Annotated in this window: 21 protein-coding genes; 13 read left to right on the top strand and 8 right to left on the bottom strand. The window is 70.4% G+C overall.

Annotated elements, in window-relative coordinates; all coding sequences use genetic code 11:
* Positions 1–19: 19 nt before the first annotated feature.
* Positions 20–1,204, top strand: a complete 1,185-nt coding sequence (gene steA, locus BLV96_RS12355) for a putative cytokinetic ring protein SteA (protein WP_086683117.1) — start codon at positions 20–22, stop codon at positions 1,202–1,204.
* Positions 1,201–2,151 carry a copper transporter gene (locus tag BLV96_RS12350; protein ID WP_091389082.1) on the top strand — a complete coding sequence of 317 codons (951 nt, stop codon included), beginning with the start codon at positions 1,201–1,203 and terminating at the stop codon, positions 2,149–2,151. The genes steA and BLV96_RS12350 overlap by 4 nt, the downstream gene beginning before the upstream one ends.
* A gap of 57 nt (positions 2,152–2,208) precedes the next feature.
* Here the strand turns inward: BLV96_RS12350 and BLV96_RS12345 are convergent, their stop codons facing one another.
* The 4 genes from BLV96_RS12345 to BLV96_RS12330 all read right to left on the bottom strand — a co-directional run bounded on the left by BLV96_RS12345 (position 2,209) and on the right by BLV96_RS12330 (position 7,572).
* Entirely contained in the window at positions 2,209–3,906 is a 1,698-nt protein-coding gene (locus tag BLV96_RS12345) for a glycosyl hydrolase family 18 protein (RefSeq protein ID WP_091389079.1), read from the bottom strand.
* A 183-nt stretch (positions 3,907–4,089) separates the two neighbouring features.
* Positions 4,090–5,352 (bottom strand): alginate lyase family protein, encoded by a 1,263-nt coding sequence (locus BLV96_RS12340; protein WP_086677088.1) that lies wholly within the window; start codon positions 5,350–5,352, stop codon positions 4,090–4,092.
* A gap of 91 nt (positions 5,353–5,443) precedes the next feature.
* Positions 5,444–6,154: an aspartate/glutamate racemase family protein gene (locus BLV96_RS12335; protein WP_086677089.1), complete on the bottom strand. Its 711-nt coding sequence runs from the start codon at positions 6,152–6,154 to the stop codon at positions 5,444–5,446.
* Positions 6,151–7,572: an NCS1 family nucleobase:cation symporter-1 gene (locus tag BLV96_RS12330; protein ID WP_086677090.1), complete on the bottom strand. Its 1,422-nt coding sequence runs from the start codon at positions 7,570–7,572 to the stop codon at positions 6,151–6,153. The genes BLV96_RS12335 and BLV96_RS12330 overlap by 4 nt, the downstream gene beginning before the upstream one ends.
* A gap of 138 nt (positions 7,573–7,710) precedes the next feature.
* Here BLV96_RS12330 and BLV96_RS12325 point away from each other — a divergent pair, with 138 nt between their 5' ends.
* The 4 genes from BLV96_RS12325 (at position 7,711) to BLV96_RS12310 (ending at position 12,288) form a co-directional block, all read left to right on the top strand.
* Entirely contained in the window at positions 7,711–8,394 is a 684-nt protein-coding gene (locus BLV96_RS12325; RefSeq protein WP_086677091.1) for a GntR family transcriptional regulator, read from the top strand.
* A gap of 315 nt (positions 8,395–8,709) precedes the next feature.
* Positions 8,710–9,870, top strand: a complete 1,161-nt coding sequence (locus BLV96_RS12320) for an acyltransferase (protein WP_086677092.1) — start codon at positions 8,710–8,712, stop codon at positions 9,868–9,870.
* A gap of 91 nt (positions 9,871–9,961) precedes the next feature.
* Complete coding sequence (locus BLV96_RS12315) at positions 9,962–11,662, top strand: CTP synthase (RefSeq protein ID WP_086677093.1); 1,701 nt, start codon at positions 9,962–9,964, stop codon at positions 11,660–11,662.
* The gene (locus BLV96_RS12310) at positions 11,659–12,288 is read left to right on the top strand and encodes an NUDIX domain-containing protein (protein ID WP_086677094.1); all 630 of its coding nucleotides are present in this window, start codon (positions 11,659–11,661) and stop codon (positions 12,286–12,288) included. The genes BLV96_RS12315 and BLV96_RS12310 overlap by 4 nt, the downstream gene beginning before the upstream one ends.
* 20 nt (positions 12,289–12,308) lie before the next feature.
* Here the strand turns inward: BLV96_RS12310 and BLV96_RS12305 are convergent, their stop codons facing one another.
* On the bottom strand, positions 12,309–12,818 hold the full coding sequence (locus BLV96_RS12305) for a DUF1707 domain-containing protein (RefSeq protein ID WP_086677095.1): 510 nt from the start codon (positions 12,816–12,818) through the stop codon (positions 12,309–12,311).
* 105 nt (positions 12,819–12,923) lie between these two features.
* On the opposite strand from BLV96_RS12305, the gene xerD reads away from it, so the two are divergent.
* The 6 genes from xerD to BLV96_RS12275 all read left to right on the top strand — a co-directional run bounded on the left by xerD (position 12,924) and on the right by BLV96_RS12275 (position 17,924).
* On the top strand, positions 12,924–13,826 hold the full coding sequence (gene xerD, locus BLV96_RS12300) for a site-specific tyrosine recombinase XerD (RefSeq protein ID WP_167379597.1): 903 nt from the start codon (positions 12,924–12,926) through the stop codon (positions 13,824–13,826).
* 146 nt (positions 13,827–13,972) lie between these two features.
* The gene (locus tag BLV96_RS12295; RefSeq protein ID WP_086677097.1) at positions 13,973–14,944 is read left to right on the top strand and encodes a ParA family protein; all 972 of its coding nucleotides are present in this window, start codon (positions 13,973–13,975) and stop codon (positions 14,942–14,944) included.
* Complete coding sequence (locus tag BLV96_RS12290) at positions 14,941–15,354, top strand: cobyrinic acid a,c-diamide synthase (protein ID WP_086677098.1); 414 nt, start codon at positions 14,941–14,943, stop codon at positions 15,352–15,354. The genes BLV96_RS12295 and BLV96_RS12290 overlap by 4 nt, the downstream gene beginning before the upstream one ends.
* Positions 15,354–16,250 carry a segregation and condensation protein A gene (locus BLV96_RS12285; protein ID WP_086677099.1) on the top strand — a complete coding sequence of 299 codons (897 nt, stop codon included), beginning with the start codon at positions 15,354–15,356 and terminating at the stop codon, positions 16,248–16,250. Before BLV96_RS12290 ends, BLV96_RS12285 begins: the two co-directional genes overlap by 1 nt.
* Positions 16,247–17,185: an SMC-Scp complex subunit ScpB gene (gene scpB / locus BLV96_RS12280; protein ID WP_086677100.1), complete on the top strand. Its 939-nt coding sequence runs from the start codon at positions 16,247–16,249 to the stop codon at positions 17,183–17,185. Before BLV96_RS12285 ends, scpB begins: the two co-directional genes overlap by 4 nt.
* A complete protein-coding gene (locus BLV96_RS12275) occupies positions 17,172–17,924 on the top strand; it encodes a pseudouridine synthase (RefSeq protein ID WP_086677101.1) in 753 nt (250 codons plus the stop codon). Before scpB ends, BLV96_RS12275 begins: the two co-directional genes overlap by 14 nt.
* On the opposite strand, the gene BLV96_RS12270 is transcribed toward BLV96_RS12275, so the two are convergent.
* Positions 17,903–18,733 (bottom strand): SAM-dependent methyltransferase, encoded by an 831-nt coding sequence (locus BLV96_RS12270; protein WP_086677109.1) that lies wholly within the window; start codon positions 18,731–18,733, stop codon positions 17,903–17,905. The two genes, BLV96_RS12275 and BLV96_RS12270, sit on opposite strands and share 22 nt — an antisense overlap.
* 67 nt (positions 18,734–18,800) lie before the next feature.
* Between BLV96_RS12270 and BLV96_RS12265 the strand changes: the two genes are divergently transcribed.
* On the top strand, positions 18,801–20,642 hold the full coding sequence (locus BLV96_RS12265; RefSeq protein WP_244180180.1) for a Xaa-Pro dipeptidyl-peptidase: 1,842 nt from the start codon (positions 18,801–18,803) through the stop codon (positions 20,640–20,642).
* A gap of 103 nt (positions 20,643–20,745) precedes the next feature.
* On the opposite strand, the gene BLV96_RS12260 is transcribed toward BLV96_RS12265, so the two are convergent.
* A complete protein-coding gene (locus BLV96_RS12260) occupies positions 20,746–21,939 on the bottom strand; it encodes a cation:proton antiporter (RefSeq protein WP_086677102.1) in 1,194 nt (397 codons plus the stop codon).
* 7 nt (positions 21,940–21,946) lie between these two features.
* A complete protein-coding gene (locus BLV96_RS12255) occupies positions 21,947–22,429 on the bottom strand; it encodes a cation:proton antiporter regulatory subunit (protein WP_167379582.1) in 483 nt (160 codons plus the stop codon).
* Positions 22,430–22,457 lie beyond the last annotated feature (28 nt).

Here is a 22,457-nt window from a genome sequence, read left to right as displayed (position 1 = left end):
ATTTGTCACCATCGGCCACATGAAGCTCACCGGCTTGCTCACGCGGAACCAAGAACCCCTTCCGGGGATCACCGGCGTCGCCCGCGTGGACCGCCGGACCCGCGAGCTGCTGCGCCGGATCAGTCCCGGCGACATCGTCGTGCTCGACCAGCTGGACCTCGACCGCCAGACGGCCGACGCCCTGGTCGACGCCGAGGTCGCGGGCGTGGTCAACGCGTCGCCGTCGATCTCCGGCCGGTTTCCCAACCTGGGCCCGGAGATCCTGATCGGCGCCGGCATCCCGCTCGTCGACTCGGTCGGCGGGGAGCTGCTGCGCTCGATCAAGGACGGCACGAAGCTGCGGCTGCACGACGGCGTCGTGTACGTCGGCGAGCGCCAGGTCGCCTCCGGGATCGAGCAGACCGCCGACAGCGTCGCCGACCAGATGATCGAGGCCAAGGCCGGGATGTCGACGCAGCTGGAAGCGTTTTCGGCCAACACCATCGAGTTCCTGCGCCGCGAGCGCACGCTGATCCTCGACGGCGTCGGCGTGCCGGAGCTGAAGGTCGCCATCCGCGACCGGCACGTGCTGGTCGTCGCGGGGGGCAACGGGCACGCCGAGGACCTCAAGAAGCTCAAGAAGTACATCGCCGAGCACCGGCCGGTCATGGTCGGCGTCGACGCCGGCGCCGACACGCTGCGGGTGCAGGGCTACCGGCCGGACGTCATCGTCGGCGACCCCACCGGCATCGGCACCGCGACCCTGCGCGGCGGCGGCGAGGTCGTGGTGCCCGCGCAGCCCGACGGGCACGCGCCCGGGGTCGAGCGGATCCAGGACCTCGGCATCGGCGCGGTGACGTTCCCGGCGTCGGGCAACGCCGAAGACCTCGCGCTGCTGCTGGCCGACGCGCACGGCGCCAGCCTGGTCGTCACGGTCGGCTTCCAGGCCACCCTGCGCGAATTCCTCGACCACGGCCGGTCCGGCTCGAACCCGTCGACGTTCCTGACCCGGCTGAAGCTCGGCACGAAGCTCGTCGACGGCAAGGCGGTGGCGACGCTGCACCGCAGCCGGGTGTCGATCGGCGCGGTCGTGCTGCTCGTGCTCGCCGCGGTCGTGGTGGTCGCCGCGGCCCTGCTGGTGTCCGACGTGGGCTCGGTCTACCTGGACTGGCTCCGGCACACCTGGAATTCGTTCGCCGCCTGGGTCAAGGGATTGTTCACGTGATTTCGCTGCGTTACCACGTCGTTTCCATCGCCGCCTGCTTCCTCGCCTTGGCCGTCGGGGTCGTGCTCGGCTCGACGGCGCTGAACGGCACGCTGCTGTCGGGGCTCGCGGGGGAGAAGAAGGACCTCGGCAGCCAGGTCTCCGACCTCGAGGCGCAGCGCAACGCGCTCAACGCGCGGCTGGCCGACGCGGACGCGTTCGCCGGCTCGATGGGGCCGAAGGTCGTCGCGGGCGCGCTGGACAAGCGGTCGGTGGTGCTGGTGACGACCGAGGACGCGCGCCCGGCCGACCGGGACGCGCTCAAGCAGCTGATCGGCCAGGCCGGCGCGTCGCTGACCGGCGAGGTGCAGCTGACGTCCGCGTTCGCCGACCCGGAGAAGGCCGACCAGCTGCGCGACGTCGTCACGCGGCTGCAGCCCGCGGGTTCGAAGTTCCCGACCGCGGGTGACTCCGGCACGCTCGCCGGGGCCCTGCTCGGTTCGGTGCTGCTGCTGGACAAGACCACTGCGAAGCCGCAGTCCTCGGGCGAGGAGCTGGCGGCCGCGATCGGCGGGCTCACCGACGGCGGGTTCGTCAAGGCGGGCGGGGACGTCAAGCCGGGTCAGCTGGCGATCGTGCTGACCGGCGCCCAGGCGACCGGCGACGGCGCGGGTGACCGCGCGGCGACGATCGCCCGGTTCGCCACGCAGCTCGACCGCTCCGGCGCGGGCACGGTCCTCGCGGGTGACGCCGGTTCCGCGGACGGCACCGGCGCGCTGGGCGTGGTCCGCGCGGACACGTCGGCGACGTCGATCCTGTCCACTGTGGACAACGTGGACAGCTCGGCCGGCCGGGTGAGCACCGTGCTGGCGCTGAAGGAACAGCTCGACGGCGCCGCCGGGCGCTACGGCATCGCGGGCAACGCGACCGCCCCGGCCCCCGGAGTCGGCGCCCCCACCGGAAACTGACGCGCTGAAGGGCACCTTTGTCGCACCAGATGCGACAAAGGTGCCCTTCAGCTCGCTTCAGCCGGCCAGCCAGAGGGCCGGGACGTTCGGCGGTTCCCAGCCCACCAGTGAGGTGTGGCCCTGGCGGCACGTGTACGTGACGCCGTTGTAGGTCACCTTCGCGCCCGTCGCGTACGCCGTGTTCGGGGCCCACGCGGGGATCGACGGCGGCGTGGTGGTGGTCGTCGGCGGAGTGGTGGGGGTGGTCGGGGTCGTGGGTGTGGTCGGGGTGGTGGGGGTCGTCGGAGTGGTCGGCGTGGTGGTCGGCGGTGGCGTCGAGCAGTTCGGCGTCGAAGCCGCCAATCCGTTGACCACCGCGTGGAACAACGTCGAACCCGGGTCGAGGTCGTAGAGCGAGAACATCATCGCGCCGCCGAGACCCGTGCAGTGGATGTAGTCCGTGCGTGCCTTCACCGACTGCGCCGACGAACCGCCGTAGAAGTTCGTCCCGTCGTAGAACCACGCCGACTGCGTGACCGGGTCCCAGTACGTGTCCGCCGGGTTGTCGACGACACCCGACAGTTCCTTGTACATCGCCACCCCCGGCACGTTGCCGCTCAGCGCGTGCCCGGGTGACGGACCCGAAGCCGACTGGTACAGGCCGTGGTTCGACCCGGCGGGCACGCCGGTCCAGCCGCGGTAGTAGAACGGGATGCCCAGCGTCAGCTTGTTCGCCGGGAACCCGCCCGCGATGCCGTACGCGCTGTTGCCGTGCAGGTAGTCCTTGACCACCGAGTCGATCGTGTACTTCTCGGTGCCCGGCGGGATCGTGCCGGACGGGTCGTTCGGCGACGAGTACAGCGGGTCCTGGAAGTTCGTCGGCCCGGTCGCGTCCCACGCGCCGTGCATGTCGTACGTCATCGCGTTGCCGAAGTCGAGGTACTGCCCGATCCGGTCGGTCTGGATCTTCGCGATCTTGTCCTGACCGCCGGGCAACGCCGCCGAGAGCGCGTAGTGCTTGCCGCCCAACGCGTCCAGCTCACTGCGGAACTCCGCCATCAGCGCGGTGTAGTTCGCCGTATCGGCGGCGCTGTAGTGGTTGCCGACGTGCCCGGTCGGCGAACCCGGGTACTCCCAGTCGATGTCGATGCCGTCGAAGATCCCCGCCGCGGTGCCCGGACCGCCGTAGCCGCCGGACGCCGGGATGTTGCCCTTGATGAACATGTCGAGGCACGAGCTGACGAACTTCTTGCGCGAGGCGTCGGTCGCGGCGGCGTCGGAGAAGTACTTCGAGTACGTCCAGCCGCCGATCGACAGCAGCACCTTGAGGTTGGGGTGCCGGGCCTTGAGCTCCTGCAATTGGTGGAAGTTGCCGACGATCGGCTGGTTCCAGGTGTCGGCGGTGCCGTCGACGCTGATGTCGGAGCCGAACGACTTCTGGTAGTCGGCGAACTGGTCACCGCCGCCGTCGCCGGCGTTCGGGTCGCTTTCGCCGCCCGGGTCCGGCGTGGTCGCTTTCGTGTTTTCGAAGCACGTCAGGTTGTTCGGGTCGATGTTCTCGAAGTCGTAGAGCAGGTAGTCGAGGTTGCCGGCGATCGTGTCGACGTTCTTGAGGTAGTAGGCGTTCTGGTAGATGGACCACTGGTCGAAGTAGGCGATCCGGACCCCGCCGGAGGTCGCGGCGGCCGCGTTCTGGGTCGCCGGACCGGCGACGGTCAGCCCGCCGATCACGACGGCGGCGGCCGCGGCGGCGACCAGGGCGAATCTTCGCTGCATGGGCGTCTCCTCGCGCAGGCGGACGGCCCTCTCCCGGCCGCGACGGCGCGGGAGAGGGCGTACGCGATGGTCTTCACGAGCGGGCCCGATCCGAATGTGCGCGCGTGCGCACCGAGTGTCAATACTTTGGACTAGACCAATCTGTGAAGGCGTGCGCTATGGGACGTGGTGTCCGGATTTCCCCTACTTCAGTGGCGGGTCCAGCGGGAAGCACGAGACGCGCACCGGCCACGTGTCGCCACCGGCCGGCAGCGGCATCTTCTTGAGCGCTGCCGCCGCGTCGGAGTCGTGCGCTTCCTCGGCCGCCGCGTGGAAGATGTCCGCCGCGATCGACTGGTCGAACACGCCGATCTGCTGGTGCGGCCAGCCCGCCGCGCCCTGCAGCGCACCCGGGATCAGCTGGTCGACGACCTTCCGCAGCGTCACGCCGTTCGGCGCCTTGAACTTCCAGACGTCGACGCCGAGGTTCTTCCCGACCTCCGCCATCCGGCCCCACGCGGTGAGGTTGAAGTTGACGTAGTGCCACGACATCGTCCGCGACAGCTCGAGGGGCTGGCTGCCGTCGGCGGCGAACTGCACCGGGAACCGCTTCCGCTCCGCGTCGAGGACGATCTTCCGGGCGGCGTCGCGGTGCCCCAGGTACGCCGAGATCGTCGCGTTCTGCATGTCGAGGAACGTGCCGTGGTTGTTGGTGGCGGCCAGTTCCAGCTTCGCCTGCGGGCTCGCCTGCATCCAGTTCAGGTACTGCGTCAGCCACGCCTTGATGCCGGCGCGGTCCTGGCCGGTCCAGCCCGGCGCGCCGCCGTCGAGCAGCGCGAACGCGTCCATCAGCTGGCTGAACGACTGGGTCGAGTCGATGATCCCGGTACCGCTGATCGTGTTCTTGCACGGGATGATCTGCGAGTACGTCATGTTCGGGTTCATCTTGGTGGCCGGGTCGAGGAACCACGTCCGGATGTCCAGTGCCGCCCGCTTCGCGTACTTCGCGTCGCCGGTGTAGTACCAGGCCAGCGAGAGGTAGTACATCGCGTCCCACGCCCACATCCGGTAGGTGTGGTCGGTGATCGCGTCGGCCTCCGGGTTGCGCTGGCCGTCCCGGTTGACGTACGGGCAGCCCTGCGGGTTCTCCGGCGTCTTCTCGCTCGCCCACCAGTACGGCGCCTGGCTCATGTAGTCGTGCTTGTCACCGCTCGGTGGCGCGGTGGGCTTGTCCATGACCGACCACGGTCCGGTGGTCAGCGCGGTGTCCGCCTTGGCCAGCACGGCTTTCAGCGCGTCCCGCTGGGCTTTGGACGCGTGGCCGCCGCGGATCGCCTGCTTTACCTTCGCGAGCTTGGCGCCGTCGGTGACGACCGTGTGCGGTGGGGACGCGGCGATCGCCGTCCCGCTGATCGGGACCAGGAGCACGCTGACGGAAACCGCCAGCGCACCGAGAGCTCTGCGCACGTCGACCGCCTTCCGGGGACGGCAAAATCCCCACGTCGTCACCGGGCGGCGGTACGGCTGCAGGGATTCTGACGTCCTCGTGCGGCAGGTGTCAATCGGTCGGCCAGGTGCGGTGCTTGTCGATCGGCCGCGCGTACGAACCCGCGCGGCTGGTGTTCAACCCCAAGGCCACCAGCGACTCCGCGAGCCGGACCGCCGCGGCCACGCCGTCGATGACCGGGATGTCCAGCATCGTCGCGATCTTCCGGTCCAGGCCGGTCATCCCGGCGCAGCCGAGGACCAGCACCTCCGCCCCGGCGTCCCGCGCGCGGCGGCCGGCGGTGAGCAACGCCGATTCCGTGCGCCGCTCGTCCGTCAGCTCCAGCACACCGAGCCCGGCGCCGGTGACCGTGACGCAGTTCCGCGCGACGCCGGCGGCGTGCAGGCTGTCCTCGATCAGCCCGCACGTCCGGTCCAATGTGGTCACGACGCCGTAGCGGCGGCCGAGCAGGCAGGCCAGGTGCGCGGCGGCTTCGGTGATGTCGACGACCGGGACGTCCAGCAGTTCGCGCGCGCCTTCGCGGCCGTGCTCGCCGAACCCGGCGAGCACCACGGCGTCGAACGGTTCTTCCAGGCCCCGCAACAGATCCAGCACCGCCGCGGCGGAGAGGAAGCTGTCCAGCCAGCCTTCGGCGGACTCCGGGCCCCACTTCGGCGTTCTCGCCAGGATCTCGGTGCCGGGGCTCGCGGCCGCGCGGGCCCCGGCTTCGATCTCCTTCGTCATCGCCTCGGTGGTGTTGCAGTTGGTGACGACGATCCTCATCGGTGCTTCCTCGAGACCGCGAAGTAGAGCAGACCCGACGACGCCGTGCCGATGAACCACGAGTACGGCGCGGCCGGGGCGAAGAACGGCACCAGCGCGATCACCGCGGCCAGCGCGGCGGTCGGGAAGAACGTCACGAGCGCGCGCGGGTTCACCCGCGGGTAGGTCCCGCCGTCGACGAACAGCTGGGCGACGTCGACCTTGCCGCGCCGGATCAGGTAGTAGTCGACGATCATGATCCCGAACAGCGGCCCGAGGAACGCGCCGAGCCCGCCGAGGAAGTAGTTGACCACCGCCGGCGAGGAGTACAGCTTCCACGGCAGTACGCACAAGGCGGCGACGGCGCTGATCATCCCGCCGATGGTGAAGGTGATCCGCTTCGGCCAGATGTTGGCCAGGTCGTAGGCGGGGGAGACGAAGTTCGCGACGATGTTGACGCCCATGGTGGCGATCGCGAACGTCAGCGCGCCGATGATGAGCACCGGCGTGTTGTGCACCTTGGCCAGGAGCTCGGCCGGGTCGGTGATGGCCTCGCCGAACACCTGCATGCTGCCCGCGGTCACGATCACCGACAGCAGCGCGAACGCCGTCGAGTTGATCGGCAGGCCCCAGAAGTTGCCGCGCTTCACCGTTTTCTGGTCCGGGGCGTTGCGGGAGAAGTCGCAGAAGTTGAGCATCAGCGTGCCGTAGGTGGCGAGGATCAGCCCGGCCGCGCCGAACCACTGGCGGATCTGCTCACCGGTCGAGAGCTGTTTCGGGCTGCTGGTGAAGGAGATGTTCCAGTGTCCGGCGGCGAGGATCCACACCGCGAGGGCGATCATCACGACCCAGATCGCCGGTCCGCACCAGTCCTGGAACTTGCGGATCGACTCCATGCCGCGGGTGAGGATGAGCGCCTGGACCGCCCACAGCGCGATGAAGCAGATCCAGCCGAGCGCGTGCAGGCCGAGGAAACCGTGTTCGGTCAACGGTTTCAGGCCCGGATCGATGGTGAGCACGAGCAGCGTGATGGCCACGCTCGCGAGGTAGGTCTGGATGCCGTACCAGAAGATCGCGATGATCGCGCGGATGAGCGCGGGCAGGTTGGCGCCGAACGTGCCGAAGCTGATCCGCGCGACGACCGGGAACGGGACGCCGGTGCGCTGGCCGATCCGGCCCATCAGGTTCATGCCGACGTAGATGATCACGAAGCCGAACAGCAGGGCGGTGAACACCTGCCAGGCGGACAGGCCGAGCACGAAGAGCCCGGCCGCGAAGGTGTAGTTGCCGAGGTTGTGCACGTCCGACATCCACAGCGCGAAGATGTCGTAGACCTTCCAGCGGCGTTCCTTCGCCGGCGCGAGGTCTTCGTTCCAGAGCCGGGGATCCGGCGGTGGGCTCGTCTCTTGCTGGTTTTCGGTGAGCGGGGCTGCGGTCATGCTGGCCTCCGGTCGACGTGCAGCGACGGCGATTTGGGATACCAAAATTTGGCATCCCAAATATCACCCTCAGGTCCGCCGCCGTCAACCCTCCGGCCCGTAAACTCGTGTTACGAGCTTGTTGAGGAGAGGGGACCGGTGACCACGGCGAGCGAACGGCAGCCCCTCGCGGCCACCCGGCAGCGGGTGCGCGACGAGCTGCGCGAACGGATCTTGACCGGCCGTCTCCGCCCGGGCGACCGGCTGGTCGAGCGCGAGCTGGCCGAGGACCTCGGTGTCTCCCGGGTGCCGGTCCGCGAAGCGATCCGCAGTCTCGAAGCCGAGGGGTTCCTCGTCGAGCAGTCGGCGCGCCGGATCGTCGTCCGGCAGCTCGCGCGGGTCGACGTCGAGGAGCTGTTCGACGTCCGGGAAGCCCTCGAAGGACTCGCGGCCGGGCGAGCCGCCGAGCGGGCGGGCGCGGCGGAGCTGAAGGGGCTCGAGCGGCTGCTCGCCGACGCCGCCCGCGCGACCGCCCGCGGCGACGCCGCCAAGATCACCGTGCTCAACTCGCGCTTCCACGACGAGATCGTGGCCATCGCCGGCAACGCGCTGCTGACCACGATGCTGCAGCCCCTGCAGGGCCGGCTCCGCTGGCTCACCAGCCAGAACGAGCACTGGGCCGAACTGCTCGACGAGCACCGCCGGCTCCACGAGGCCATCGCGTCGGGCGACGCCGACCGCGCGCACGCCGAAGCCGTCGAGCACGTGCGAGTCAACCGCGAGGTGACGCTGAAGTCCCTCTTCGGGGCCGATCAGGCGGAGATCGCCGCCGGCTCGGGGTAGGCCGAGGCGGGACGGTCGCCGACTCGGGTGGGACACGCCGGACCGCGCGCCGGGCCCGAAGACGTCCCGCAGGAGGTCGAGCGGGGTGTTTTCCGCTGATCACGGCCGGATGACGAAGGTCACGCTCGGTACCGGAGCACTCACGTATTAACATGATCCACGGGTCCGCGCCCCATGAGCGGGAGTGGCATATCCAACAGCCCGCGAGCCCGCTGCCAACAGGCGCTTCCCAGTGCCTTCATGGGAAATTCACAGAATGGGTGGCAAGTCTGACAACGTGAACCACGCCGACGACGGTGCCGGAACGGCGGCACGATGACGACTGCCCAGGCCACTCTCGAAGCTCCCTCCCGGATCGCGAGACCGGGTGGGAAAGCGCCGTACCTGCACCAGATCGACCTGTTCCGCCTGGTCACGTTCGCCTGCGTGATCCTCATCCACGTGGTGGGCGCGACGAACTTCCCGCAGGACGTCGGCGCCAACGCCGTGGAGACACCGCTGCACTTCACGCGGGAGGCGTTCTTCGCGCTCACCGGGTTCGTGCTGGTGTTCCAGAACCGCGGCCGGGAGATCACCCCGGGCGACTTCTGGCGCAAGCGGCTGCCGCTGGTCGCGACGCCGTACCTGGCGTGGACGATGTTCTTCTGGGCGTTCTCGCTGGTGACCGGCACGCAGCAGCCGGACTCGCTCGAGGCGTCGATGCGCCTGCTGGTCAAGGACCTCGTCACCGGCGGTGCCTGGTACCACCTGTACTTCCTGCTCGTGACGATGCAGGTCTACCTGCTGTTCCCGTGGATCATGAAGCTGCTGCGGGCGACCGAGGGCAAGCACAAGTGGCTGCTGCTCGGCAGCGGCGTGCTGCAGGCCGGCGTGACGCTCTTCATGACGTACCAGCCGTTCGGCGTCGGCTACGAGACGATCACCCACCTGTACGCCACCGTGCTGCCGTACCAGTTCTACACACTGTTCGGCGCCGTCGTGGCCATGCACTTCGAGACCGTGCACGCCTGGGTCGGCCGGCACCGGCTGCTGCTCGGCGGCGCCCTCGTGGCCGTGCTGGCCGGCACCGAGTGGGCCTACCTGCACACCGTCCACAGTGGAACGCTCCCGCAGGTGGCCAGCGACCCGTTCCAGCCGTACCTGATCCCGTGGTGCGTCACCGTCATCGCCGCGATCTACGCGTTCGCCACGTGGTGGTCGGGGCGCCGCCGGGAAGGCAGCCGGGGCGCCCGGCTGGTGTCCTGGGCGGCCAACCGCTCGTTCAGCGTCTTCCTCGTCCACCCCCTCGCCCTGGCCCTGCTCGGCCCGGTGATCCCGGTCGTGGCCGACCACTTCGGCGCGCCGTGGCTCAGCGTCGTCATCTACCTGGCGACGATCGTGTCGACGGTCCTGATCGTCGAGGCCCTCCGGCGCCTGCCCGGCAGCCGCGCGCTCACCGGCCGGCCGCGGCTGCGGCGGGCGGCGGCCACCGCCTGATCCGCCCCCGAAAGGGTGGTCAGGAGCACAAAAGGCGGTTCGGGCATGTCACAGCGCGCGGATCCGCGGGCTTGGGATATGCTGGCGGCCCGTGGGACTTCAGTCACGGGCTACCAAGTACGTCTTTGTCACCGGAGGCGTCGCCTCCTCTCTGGGTAAGGGATTGACGGCCTCGAGCCTCGGTCAGCTCCTTACCGCGCGCGGGCTTCGCGTCACGATGCAGAAGCTCGATCCGTACCTCAACGTCGACCCCGGGACGATGAACCCGTTCCAGCACGGTGAGGTGTTCGTCACCGACGACGGCGCCGAGACCGACCTCGACATCGGGCACTACGAGCGCTTCCTCGACCGCGACCTCGACGGCAAGGCCAACGTCACGACCGGTCAGGTCTACTCCGAGGTGATCGCCAAGGAGCGCCGCGGCGAGTACCTCGGCGACACCGTGCAGGTCATCCCGCACATCACCGACGAGATCAAGTCCCGGATCACCGCCGCGGCCGAGCCCGACGAGGCCGGCCAGACGCCGGACGTCGTCATCACCGAGGTCGGCGGCACGGTCGGCGACATCGAGTCGCTGCCGTTCCTGGAGGCCTGCCGCCAGGTCCGCCACGACGTCGGCCGCGACCACTGCTTCTTCCTGCACGTCTCGCTGGTGCCGTACCTGGCGCCCTCGGGCGAGCTGAAGACGAAGCCGACCCAGCACTCGGTCGCCGCGCTGCGCAACATCGGCATCCAGCCCGACGCGCTGGTCTGCCGGGCCGACCGGGAGCTCCCCGAGGACCTCAAGCGCAAGATCGGCCTGATGTGCGACGTCGACAACGAGGCCGTCATCGCCTGCCCCGACGCGCGGTCGATCTACGACATCCCGAAGGTGCTGCACCGCGAGGCGCTCGACGCCTACGTCGTCCGCCGCCTCGGGCTGCCGTTCCGCGACGTCGACTGGACGGTGTGGGGCGACCTGCTCGACCGGGTGCACAACCCGAACGAGGTCGTGCGGATCGCGGTCGTCGGCAAGTACATCGACCTGCCGGACGCCTACCTGTCGGTCACCGAGGCCCTGCGCGCGGGCGGGTTCGCCCACCGCGCCAAGGTCGAGATCGTCTGGGTCGCCTCCGACGACGCGCAGACCGCGTCCGGCGCGGCGTCTGTCCTGTCCGATGTGGACGGTGTGCTGATCCCGGGCGGGTTCGGCATCCGCGGCATCGAGGGCAAGGTCGGCGCGATCGAGTACGCCCGCACCCGCGGCGTGCCGCTGCTCGGCCTGTGCCTCGGCCTGCAGTGCATGGTCATCGAGGGCGCCCGGCACCTGGCGGGCATCAAGGACGCCGGGTCGTCGGAGTTCGACGAGAACACCCAGCACCCGGTGATCTCGACGATGGCCGACCAGCGCGACGTCGTCGCGGGCGAGCGGGACATGGGCGGCACCATGCGCCTGGGCGCGTACCCGGCGAAGCTCAAGCCGGGCTCGCAGGTCGCCAAGGCGTACGGCACCACCGAGGTGTCCGAGCGCCACCGCCACCGCTACGAGGTGAACAACGCCTACCGCAAGCAGCTCTCGGACGCGGGCCTGGTGTTCTCCGGTACCTCGCCGGACGACCGCCTGGTCGAGTTCGTCGAACTGCCCGCCGACAAGCACCCGTTCTTCGTCGGCACCCAGGCGCACCCCGAGCTCAAGAGCCGCCCGACCCGGCCGCACCCGCTGTTCAGCGCGTTCGTCAAGGCCGTCGTGGACCGCAAGGTCGCCGAGCGGCTGCCGGTCGAGCTGCCCGAGGCGCCGGTGGCGGCCCGATGACCGCCCCGGGCGAGCACGAGTTCAGCGTCGCCTCCAGCCGGGACGTCCACATCGGACGCGTCGTCGGCCTGCGCATCGACGACGTCGTGATGCCGGGTGGCGAGACCGCGGTCCGCGAGGTGATCGAGCACCTCGGCGCGGTGGCGATCGTCGCCCTGGACGACGATCAGCAGGTCACGCTCATCCACCAGTACCGGCACCCGATCGGGCACCGGCTGTGGGAGCTGCCGGCGGGCCTGATCGACCACCTCGGCGAGGACCCGGTCGGCACGGCCGAGCGCGAGCTGGTCGAGGAGGTCGGGCTGGCCGCGTCGGACTGGGTGACCCTGGTCGACGTCGCGGCGTCGCCCGGCTTCACCGACGAGGTCGTGCGGGTCTTCCTGGCTCGCGGACTGTCCGATGTGGACCGTGAGGTGCTCGGCGAGGAGGAGGCCGACCTGGTCATCCGCAAGTTCCCGCTCGCCGAGGCGGTCCGGATGGCGCTGGCCGGCGAACTGCTGAACGGCGCCACGGTGTCGGGGGTGCTGGCGACGCACGCGGTGCTCACCGGCGCGGGCACAGCGCGTCCGGCGGACGCTCCGTGGGCCGACCGCCCGACGGCGTTCGCCAAGCGCAAGGAAGCCTGAGGAGTCCGCTGCGCCCCGGGTCAGGGGCGCAGCGGACGGCCCTGGGCGTCCAGGCCGCCGTCCTTCAGCAGCATGACGCCGTCGATGATCGGCCAGAGGATGCCGACCCCGGTCATCAGCACGACGAACAGCTGGAGCAGGCCGAGCCCGACCTGGCCGGTGTAGAACCGCCCCACCCCGAACGGCAGCACGATCTGCAGCACCCCGGCCACGGTCCTGGAGCGGTAGGAGTACGGGACCGGCGCGTACGGCATCGGGGCCGGCGGAGGCGCGTACGGGTCCGGCGCGTACATCGGCATCCTCACCGTCGCTTGCGCGTACACCGGCGGCGGCCCGAAGAACCCCGGGTGCGGTGGCGGCAGGTCGCGGAACAGCGGCCGCAGGTCGCCGAGCGTCGTCGCCGCGTAGGCGTCCGTCACGCGCGTCTCGTACTCGTCCGGCGTGATGCGGCCCATGCCGAAGTGGTCGGCGAGCAGCCGCGCCGCTTCTTCGCGCTCGGCCGTGCCGACGCGGAGCTGGTCCGACTCCATGAATCCAAGGTAACCGCGCGAACCTGAGAACGGGGTTTCTGCCGGGTCACGAGCCCCGGGCGGCCTAAGGTGTCCGGCGTGGCAGACGCGGGCAGCACGGTCGACGTGATCGCCGCGTACCTCGACCACCTGGTCGTCGAACGCGGGACCGCACGCAACACCCTGGACAGCTACGCCCGTGACCTCCGCCGGTACGCCGCGCACCTCGACGGCGCCGGCGTCGCCAAGGTCGCCGACGTCACTTCGGCGCACGTCACGTCCTTCGGTGCCGCTCTGCGCGAAGGCGACGACGAACACCGGCCCCTGGCGGCGTCTTCGGCCGCGCGGGCGCTCGTCGCCGTGCGGGGCCTGCACAAGTTCGCCCACGCCGAGGGCCTCACCGAGCACAACCCCGCCCGCGAGGTCCGGCCGCCGACGCCGGCCAAGCGGCTGCCCAAGGCGTTGCCGGTCGACGACGTCCTGCGGCTGCTCGAGACCCCGCCGCCGGACGGCGAACGCCCGCTGCGCGACCGGGCGCTACTGGAACTGCTCTACTCGACCGGCGCGCGGATCTCCGAGGCGGTCGGGCTGGACGTCGACGACGTCGACGACACCGAACGCACGGTCCTGCTCGACGGCAAGGGCGGCAAGCAGCGGCTCGTCCCGATCGGGCGGCCCGCGCTCGCCGCGGTGCACGCCTACACCGTCCGCGCCCGCCCGGCGCTCGCCGCGCACGGCCGCGGCACGTCGGCGCTGTTCCTCAACGCCCGCGGCAGCCGGCTTTCGCGGCAGAGCGCGTGGCAGGTCCTCAAGGACACCGCCGAACGGGCCGGGATCGCGGCCGCGGTGTCGCCGCACACGCTCCGCCACTCCTTCGCCACGCACCTGCTCGAAGGCGGCGCGGACGTCCGGGTCGTCCAGGAGCTCCTCGGCCACGCGTCGGTCACGACGACCCAGGTGTACACGCTGGTCACGGTCAACACCCTGCGCGAGGTGTACGCGACGGCGCACCCGCGAGCACTGGGCTAGATGGCCCTATAGAGGGCGAAGGGCCTTCCTACGCTGCACCGACGGTCGAGTGACATTGCCCCGTCGAGTCCGGCGCGTTGCTTTGCCGGGGCTCCGGCTCCGCGCATAGGCTGCGTCGGACGCGACGAACAAGGAGTCTTCTCGCCATGTCGACACCGAACCAGCCGGCCGTACCGGCCGAGTCCGCCGGGTCGGCGGCGGCGAACCTCAACGACGTCAAGATCGCGACGCCGGCGGTCCACGACGGCGACGAGCCGCAGGAGCGCAACGGCAAGAAGGTCAAGCTCGAGGGCATCGGGCCGACCGGCCGCCCGATCCGCGAGCACCCCGATCCGGCCCCGCTGGACAAGCACGGCCCGGCCAAGATCATGGCGATGTGCAACCAGAAGGGCGGCGTCGGCAAGACGACGTCGACCATCAACCTGGGCGCCGCGCTCGCCGAGTACGGCCGCAAGGTGCTGCTCGTCGACTTCGACCCGCAGGGCGCGCTCGCCGTCGGCCTCGGCATCCAGCCGCACGAACTGGACCACACGGTCTACAACGCCATCATGGAGCGGTCGGTCAGTGCCACCGACGTGCTGATGAAAACCCGCGTCGACGGCGTTGACCTGCTGCCGAGCAACATCGACCTGTCCGCGGCGGAGGTCCAGCTCGTCGCTGAGGTAGGGCGCGAGCACACGTTGTTACGGGTCCTGCGTCCGGTCATGAACGACTACGACTATGTTCTTGTCGACTGCCAGCCCTCACTCGGCTTGCTCACGGTGAACGCGCTGACCGCCGCGGACGGCGTGATCATCCCGCTCGAGTGCGAGTTCTTCAGTCTCCGAGGCGTCGCGCTCCTGATCGACACGATCGAGAAGGTGCAGGAACGCCTCAACCCCAAACTGGACATAGTCGGGATTCTCGCCACCATGTACGACCCGAGAACCCTGCACTCGAAGGAGGTCATGGCTCGCGTGGTGGAGGCATTCGGCGAGACCGTGTTCGACACGGTCATCAACCGCACCGTGCGGTTCCCCGAGACGACGGTCGCGGGTGAGCCGATCACGACCTGGGCGCCCAAGTCGGCCGGCGCAGCGGCGTACCGCCAGCTGGCCCGCGAGGTGATCGCTCGGTGAGCAGGCGCGCTTCCCTGCCCGGAGCGTCGGAACTCTTCAGGATCACGACCAGCACCGCCAGCCCCGCCCTCGACCTGCCGCCCCAGGCGCCGCCCGAGCCCGCCGAAAAGCCGAAGCCCGCGGGCAACGGCCGTACCGAGCAGCTCTCCCGCAGCGCGGCCCCGCACGGGTCGGGCCGGACCAAGCACGACGCGAAGATCACCGTCTACGTCTCCGGCGACGAGCTCCTGGCCATGGAGCAGGCCCGGCTGACCCTGCGCGCGAAGCACGACCTGGTCGTCGACCGCGGCCGGCTGGTCCGCGAGGCGGTCGCCGTGCTGCTGGCCGACTTCGACCAGAACGGCGACGAGTCGGTGCTGGTGCAGCGGCTGCGGGTGGTCGGCTCAGACGGCGGCGAAACCGAGGGCTGATGGACGAGCCGGCACCGGCTCCGGAGGTCCCCGAAGAGCACCAGACGGTGCACGGCGGGATGATCCCCGAAGGCGTCGACACCGAAGAACTGAGCACGTCGAAGTTCAAGGTGCGGCTGGCCAACTTCGAGGGACCGTTCGACCTGCTGCTGCAGCTGATCTCGCAGCACCAGCTCGACGTCACCGAGGTGGCCCTGCACCGGGTCACCGACGACTTCATCGCGTACACGCGCGCGCTGGGCACCGACTGGAACCTCGACGAGACGACGGAGTTCCTGGTCATCGCGGCGACGCTGCTGGACCTGAAGGCGGCGCGGCTGCTGCCCGCGGCGGAGGTCGAGAGCGAAGACGACCTGGCGTTGCTGGAGGCCCGTGACCTGCTGTTCGCGCGCGTGCTGCAGTACCGCGCGTACAAGCAGGTGGCGGCCCTGTTCGGCGAGCTGGAACAGGGCGCGCTGCGGCGCTACCCGCGGTCGGTGGCGCTGGAGGAGCGGTTCATCGGGCTGCTGCCCGAGGTGATGCTGGGCGTGACGCCGCAGAAGTTCGCGGAGATCGCGGTGGCGGTCTTCCGGCCGAAGCCGCCGCCGACGGTGTCGATCGCGCACATCCACATGGGCCGCGTGTCGGTCCGCGAGCACGCGGCGCTGCTGCGGGTGAAGCTGGCCGAGCGCGGCCAGGCCACGTTCAGCGAGCTGGTCGACGACTGCGAGCACACGGTCGAGATCGTGGCGCGCTTCCTGGCGCTGCTGGAGCTCTACCGCGAGGCGACGGTCCAGTTCGAGCAGACGGAGGCCCTGGCGGAGCTGCACGTCCGCTGGACGGGCGGCTCGATGGCGGACGCCTCCGCGGCGGCCGAGCTGGACCGGTCCGCCGGAGACGAAGAGGAGTACGGGTGAGCCCCGAAGACGAGACGCCGGAGCTTTCACGTGAAAGCTCCGCACCTACGGAGCCCGAAGCCGAGGCGGCCGAGCCCGAGCCGGCTGAGGAGACCGCCGCCGCGGAACCCGAGCCCGAAGCCGAGGCGGCACTTTCACGTGAAAGTGCCGCGCCGGCCGAAGCCGCGGCCGAGATGGTGCTGGAGGAGGCGCTGTCCGGCGAGCCGGTCACCGAGGAAGGCGCGCCGGAAGAGCCGCTGCCGGCGTCGGCCGAGCCCGAGGCGGAGCTTTCACGTGAAAGCTCCGCGCCGGCCGAGGAGAGCGCCGTTGAGGAGTCCGCGCCCGCGCTCGATGCCGATGATCCCGAGTCGGACCTCGTCGCCACCGGGGACATCAGCCTGCTCCCCGACGTCACCTCCGACGAGGCCCTCGAAGCCGCCCTCGAGGCCCTCCTCCTCGTCGTCGACTCGCCCGCCAGCGAAGAACTCCTCGCCGACACCCTCGAACAACCCAAGGCCCGGATCGTCGTCGCCCTGCGCACCATGGCGCAGAAGTTCACCGACCGGACCTCCGGGATCGACCTGCGCCGCGTCGGTGAAGGGTGGCGGTTCTACACTAGGGACGTCCATGCCCCGTTCGTGGAGAAGCTCCTGCTGGACGGCCAGCGGTCGAAGCTGACCCGGGCCGCGCTGGAGAGCCTCGCCGTGATCGCGTACCGGCAGCCGGTGACCCGGGCCAGGGTCGCCGCGGTGCGGGGTGTGAACGTGGACGGCGTGATCCGGACGCTGCTCGCGCGCGGCCTCATCGAAGAGATGGGGACCGACCCCGAGACGACCGGCACGCTGTACGTGACGACCGAGCTGTTCCTGGAGCGACTGGGGCTGTCGTCACTGAACGACCTGCCCCCGATCGCTCCGCTGCTACCCGAAGTGGACACCATCGATGACATCCAGTGAACACCCCGACGGCATCCGCCTGCAGAAGGTGCTGTCGCAGGCCGGGGTCGCCTCCCGGCGTGCGGCGGAGGACCTGATCGCGGCCGGCCGGGTCGAGGTGGACGGCGAGGTCGTCACCGAGCTGGGCCGCCGCGTCCACCCCGACGAGGCGATCATCCACGTCGACGGCACCCGCGTGAACCTGCGCGACGACCTGATCTACCTCGCCCTGAACAAGCCCAAGGGTGTGCACTCGACCATGTCGGACGACCGCGGCCGCCCGTGCGTCGGCGACTACCTCGCCGGCCGCTACGAGGAGACGCCCGGCGTCGTGCACGTCGGCCGGCTCGACGAGAACACCGAGGGCCTGCTGCTGCTCACCAACGACGGCGACCTCGGTCACCGGCTGATGCACCCGTCCTTCCGGGTGCTCAAGACCTACCTCGCCGAGGTCGACGGCCTGGTGCCGCGCGGGCTGGGCAAGGAACTGCGCAACGGCTGGGAGCTGCCGGACGGCATCGTCAAGGTCGACCAGTTCCGGGTCAAGGACATGCACTCCGGCAAGTCGCTGGTCGAGCTGGTCATCCACGAGGGCAAGAAGCACATCGTGCGCCGCCTGCTCAAGGACACCGGGCACCCGGTGCTCAAGCTGGTCCGCACGGCGGTCGGCGACGTCCAGCTGGGCAACCAGCGCGTCGGCTCGATCCGGCGGCTGACGAAGGGTGAAGTCGGGGCGCTTTACCGCAACGTGGAGCTCTGACGCACGGCGGTGACGAACCCGTCGAGTGTCTCGTCGCCGGGACGGTCGTACTTCACGGCCAGCTCGGCGTGGGACACGACGGTGGGGGCCCAGCCGTGGCCGCGCAGCCACTCCGGCGCCTCGCCGCCGAGACCGCCCTGCCAGAGCCGGGTGACGCGCTCGGCACCCGGGGTGGCCTTGGCGCGGGCGAGCAGGCCGTCCCGGGTTTCGGCCGACCGGTGTTCGAACGACACCCGGCTACCCGGCGCCGACAGGTCGGTCACGGTCGAAAGCAGCTTTCCGGCGTCTTCGCGGGACAGGTAGACCAGCAGTCCCTCGGCCAGCCACGCGGCTGGGACGGCGGGATCGAACCCGCCCGCCCGCAGGGCACCCGCCCAGTCGCCGCGAAGATCGGCTGGGACCACGACGCGCTCGCACGACGGTACGGCACGCTGGGCGGCCAGCACCTCGTCCTTGAAAGCGAGGACCTCGGGCAGGTCGAGTTCGAACAACCGCACCCCGGGAGGCCAGCCGAGCCGGAACGCGCGTGCGTCGAGCCCCGCAGCGAGCACCACGACCTGCGAGCACCCGGCGGCCAGCAGGTAGTCGTCGTAGAACCGGGTACGGATCGCCACCTGCCGGGCGAAGAGCGCGCCCAGGCCACCCTGCGGGGTCTCGCCCGGCGCGACGGGCAGCAGGGAGCTGCCCGCGGCGTGGAACGCGGCGGCGTACGGATCGTCGAACAGCCGGTCCGGGCGGCGGCTTTCGTGCGCGCGCAGCGCGGCGACACCGACGGCGGTGATGCTCACGGCGGGCAAGGACTGCGTCATGATCTCCAACGTACGCCCGACTTTCCGCCGTGGTGGGCGACCTCGCCGGCTCGCTAGCGTGACGGGCATGCGACTCGGGGTGGTGTGCGGGGTCCTGGCGGTGCTCCTGTCCGGTGCGGTGGCCCCGGCGGCCGCGGCTCCCGCGGCGAGCGAACCGGTCTACGACTACGCGAAAGCGATCCGCGAAACCGTCTGGGTCGACATCGGCCACGACGGGGACGGCGACGGCCGCTCCGACCGCGTCGCCGCCGACATCGTCCGGCCGGGCGAAACCACTTCGCGGGTGCCGGTGATCATGGACGCGAGCCCGTACTACTCGTGCTGCGGGCGCGGCAACGAGAGCGAGCTGAAGTCCTACGACAGCGCCGGGAAGCCGGTGAAGTTCCCGCTGTTCTACGACAACTACTTCGTGCCGCGCGGGTACGCCGTGGTGCTCGTCGACCTGGCCGGGACGAACCGTTCGGCCGGCTGCGCGGACGTCGGCGGCACCTCGGACGTCGACTCGGCGCGCAAGGTCGTCGACTGGCTGAACGGCCGCGCGACCGGCTACAGCGCCAAGACCGGCGGCAGCGCGGTGCCGGCGAGCTGGAGCACCGGGAACGTCGGCATGATCGGCAAGTCCTACGACGGCACGATCGCCAACGGCGTCGCGGCGACCGGCGTCGCCGGGCTGAAGACGATCGTGCCGATTTCGGCGATCAGCTCCTGGTACGACTACTACCGTTCCGACGGCGCGACGTTCGGCTTCAACCCGGACGGGCTGGCGCAGACCGTCGAGGCGCGCAACAGCGGCCAGAACTGCGCGGCGCAGAACCAGGTCCTCCGGCAGGGCGCGACGGCCAACGGCGACTACGGGCCGCTGTGGGCGGACCGCGACTACGTCACGCACGCGGGCAACGTGAAGGCGAGCGTGCTGCTTTCCCACGGCGTCAACGACCTCAACGTCAAGACCATCCACTTCGGACAGTGGTGGGCCGGGCTGAACGTCGAGAAGAAGATCTGGCTGTCGCAGACCGGGCACGTCGACCCGTTCGACTACCGGCGCGCGGACTGGGTCGACCTGCTGCACCGGTGGTTCGACCACTACCTGCTCGGCATCGACAACGGCGTCCAGAACGGGCCGCGGGCCAGCGTCGAGCGGCAGCCGGACCAGTGGGTCGACCAAAGCGCGTACCCGGCGGCGAACGCGGTGGCGACGACGTTGCGGCCTCATGTGGGTGGCACGCTCGGCACCTCTCCGGCGTCCGGCACGGCGTCCTTCACCGACAACCCGAACCTGGGCGAGGACACCTGGGTGACGAACCCGGGCAGCGCGGCGTTGACGTACTCGACCGGGACGCTGGCCTCGGACCTGCAGGTTTCCGGCACGACGTCGGTGACCGTGACGGCGGCGCCGAGCACGTCGTCGGCCCGGGTGTCGGCGCTGCTGGTGGACTTGGGCGCGGCGACGATCCGCAACTTCGCGGGCAGCGGCGAGGGCATCAAGACGAGCACGGCGGAGAACTGCTGGGGCTCGTCGACGTCGGGCGACGACGCTTGCTACCGGATCGCGTCGGCGGACGTGAAGAAGGTGAACTACACGATCCTCAGCCGTGGGTGGGCGGACCTGGCGAACTACGCGTCGCTGTCGCAGGAGCGGCCGCTGACCCCGGGAGCGGCGTACACGATGACGTTCCGGCTGGCGTCGACCGACCACGTCGTCCCGAAGGGGCACGCGCTGGCGCTGATCATCGGCGGCACGGACGGCAGCTTCATCCGCGGACCGGCCCAGCCGGGCCGGGTGACGCTGGACCTGGCGCGGACATCGGCCTCGGTCCCGCTGTCAGGGGTCATCCCGGCGGCGACCACCCACCCGACCGCCGTCGGCGGTGACCACGTGCCGTCGGCGGGCCGGGCCGACCTGCGCTAGCCCCAAGCGCCCCAATGTGGCCTTCGGTGCGTCTGACGCACCGAAGGCCACATTGGGTGCGTGAGACGCAACCAAGGCCACATTGGGGCGCTGGGGACCTGCGCTAGTTCGCCTCGGCGGGAGCCGTCTTCGTGGCCGTTTTCCGTTGCAGGGCACGGACGATCGGCTCGACGACCCGGGCCGCCGTCGGGCCGAGGATCGCCATCAGCAACACGTACGCCGTCGCCAGGGCCGCCAGTTCGCCGTCCACCGCGTCCGCCGTCACCGCCAGCCCCGCGATCACGATCGAGAACTCACCCCGGGCCACCAGCGCCGCCCCCGCGCGGGCGCGGCCCATCTTCCCGATGCCCTGCCGGCGCGCCGCCCACCAGCCCGTGCCGACCTTCGTCAGGGTCGTCACCACCGCCAGCACCACCGCCCAGCCCAGCACCGGCGGGATCGACGCCGGGTTCGTGTTGAGGCCGAAGACCACGAAGAACACCGCCGCGAACAAGTCCCGCAACGGCTCGAGCAGGTGCGTCGCGTTCTCCGCCGTCGACCCCGAGATCGCGATGCCGAGCAGGAACGCGCCGACCGCCGCCGACACCTGCATCGCCGACGCCACGCCCGCCACCAGCAGGGCCGCGCCGAGGACCTTGAGCAGGAACACCTCGCGGTCGGGGCTGTCGACCGCCGCCGAGACGTAGCGGCCGAACTTCAGCGCGATCACCAGCACCACCGTGATCACCAGCAGCGAGATCCCGACGGCTTCCATGCCGCCCAGGAATGACACCCCGCCGAGGACCGCGGTCAGGATCGGCAGGTAGAGCGCCATCACCAGGTCCTCGAACACGAGGATCGACAGCACCACCGGCGTCTCGCGGTTGCCGAGCCGGCCCAGGTCGCCGAGGACCTTCGCGACGATCCCGGACGACGAGATGTACGTGACGCCCGCCATCACCATCGCGCCGACCGGGCCCCAGCCCAGCAGCAGCGCGACCGCCGCGCCGGGGGCGGCGTTGAGGACGATGTCGAGCAGGCCCGCCGTCCAGGACCGGCGCAGGCCGGTGAACAGCTCGGCCGCGGAGTACTCCAGGCCCAGCAGCAACAGCAGCAGCACGACGCCGATTTCGCTGGCCAGGTGCGTGAAGCCGCCGATGTCGGTCAGCGGGATCAGCCCGCCGGAGCCGAAGCAGAGGCCGCCGAGCAGGTAGAGCGGGATGGGGGAGAGGCCGATCTTGCCCGCCAGGCGCCCGAGCGCGCCCAGCACGAAGAAGACCGCCCCCAGTTCGATCAGGGACAGCGCGGTGTGGTCCATCGTGGGATCAGCCGTACTTCAAGATCTTGAGAGCGGCTTCGAGCCCCTCGCTCGTGCCGACCGTGACCAGCAGATCGCCGCCGGTGAGCGCGAAGTCGGGCGTCGGCGACGGGTGCACCTGGCCGGCCCGCGCCACCGCGACCACCGAGACGCCGGTGCGCGTGCGCATCGCCGTGTCGCCGAGCGTCCGCCCGTCGAACGGGCTGGAGGGCTTGATCGGCAGCTGCTTGGTGCTGATGCCGGGCAGGTCCTGGTGCTCCTCGGTGAGCTGCGCGACCAGCTGCGGCGCGCCGAGGAGGTTGGCCAGCGTGCCCGCCTCGTCCGCGGTCAGCGGGATCGAGGCGGCGCAGGCGTCCGGGTCGTCCGACTTCGACACGATGAGCTCGGTGTGCCCGTCCCGCTGAGACACGACGCCGATGCGGCGGCCGGTACGGGTGCTGAAGTCCTTGCGGACCCCGATGCCGGGCAGGGGAGTTACTTCGACGTTCACCCAACCACCGTAACCCACGTGTCCGATT

The sequence above is a fragment of the Amycolatopsis pretoriensis genome (assembly GCF_900107925.1).
In the GTDB taxonomy this organism is placed as follows: Bacteria; Actinomycetota; Actinomycetes; order Mycobacteriales; family Pseudonocardiaceae; genus Amycolatopsis; species Amycolatopsis pretoriensis.
The sequence above is the reverse complement of the archived record's forward strand: the minus strand, read 5'-3'. Positions and strand labels throughout refer to the sequence as shown.

What these genes read in the sequence shown, in the direction of transcription:
- steA (WP_086683117.1), top strand. Translation starts at nt 20, where the DNA reads ATGAAGCTCACCGGCTTGCTCACGCGGAACCAAGAACCCCTTCCGGGG.
- BLV96_RS12345 (WP_091389079.1), bottom strand. Translation starts at nt 3,906, where the DNA reads ATGCAGCGAAGATTCGCCCTGGTCGCCGCCGCGGCCGCCGCCGTCGTG.
- BLV96_RS12335 (WP_086677089.1), bottom strand. Translation starts at nt 6,154, where the DNA reads ATGAGGATCGTCGTCACCAACTGCAACACCACCGAGGCGATGACGAAG.
- BLV96_RS12330 (WP_086677090.1), bottom strand. Translation starts at nt 7,572, where the DNA reads ATGACCGCAGCCCCGCTCACCGAAAACCAGCAAGAGACGAGCCCACCG.
- BLV96_RS12320 (WP_086677092.1), top strand. Translation starts at nt 8,710, where the DNA reads ATGACGACTGCCCAGGCCACTCTCGAAGCTCCCTCCCGGATCGCGAGA.
- BLV96_RS12310 (WP_086677094.1), top strand. Translation starts at nt 11,659, where the DNA reads ATGACCGCCCCGGGCGAGCACGAGTTCAGCGTCGCCTCCAGCCGGGAC.
- BLV96_RS12305 (WP_086677095.1), bottom strand. Translation starts at nt 12,818, where the DNA reads ATGGAGTCGGACCAGCTCCGCGTCGGCACGGCCGAGCGCGAAGAAGCG.
- BLV96_RS12295 (WP_086677097.1), top strand. Translation starts at nt 13,973, where the DNA reads ATGTCGACACCGAACCAGCCGGCCGTACCGGCCGAGTCCGCCGGGTCG.
- BLV96_RS12285 (WP_086677099.1), top strand. Translation starts at nt 15,354, where the DNA reads ATGGACGAGCCGGCACCGGCTCCGGAGGTCCCCGAAGAGCACCAGACG.
- BLV96_RS12275 (WP_086677101.1), top strand. Translation starts at nt 17,172, where the DNA reads ATGACATCCAGTGAACACCCCGACGGCATCCGCCTGCAGAAGGTGCTG.
- BLV96_RS12270 (WP_086677109.1), bottom strand. Translation starts at nt 18,733, where the DNA reads ATGACGCAGTCCTTGCCCGCCGTGAGCATCACCGCCGTCGGTGTCGCC.
- BLV96_RS12265 (WP_244180180.1), top strand. Translation starts at nt 18,801, where the DNA reads ATGCGACTCGGGGTGGTGTGCGGGGTCCTGGCGGTGCTCCTGTCCGGT.
- BLV96_RS12260 (WP_086677102.1), bottom strand. Translation starts at nt 21,939, where the DNA reads ATGGACCACACCGCGCTGTCCCTGATCGAACTGGGGGCGGTCTTCTTC.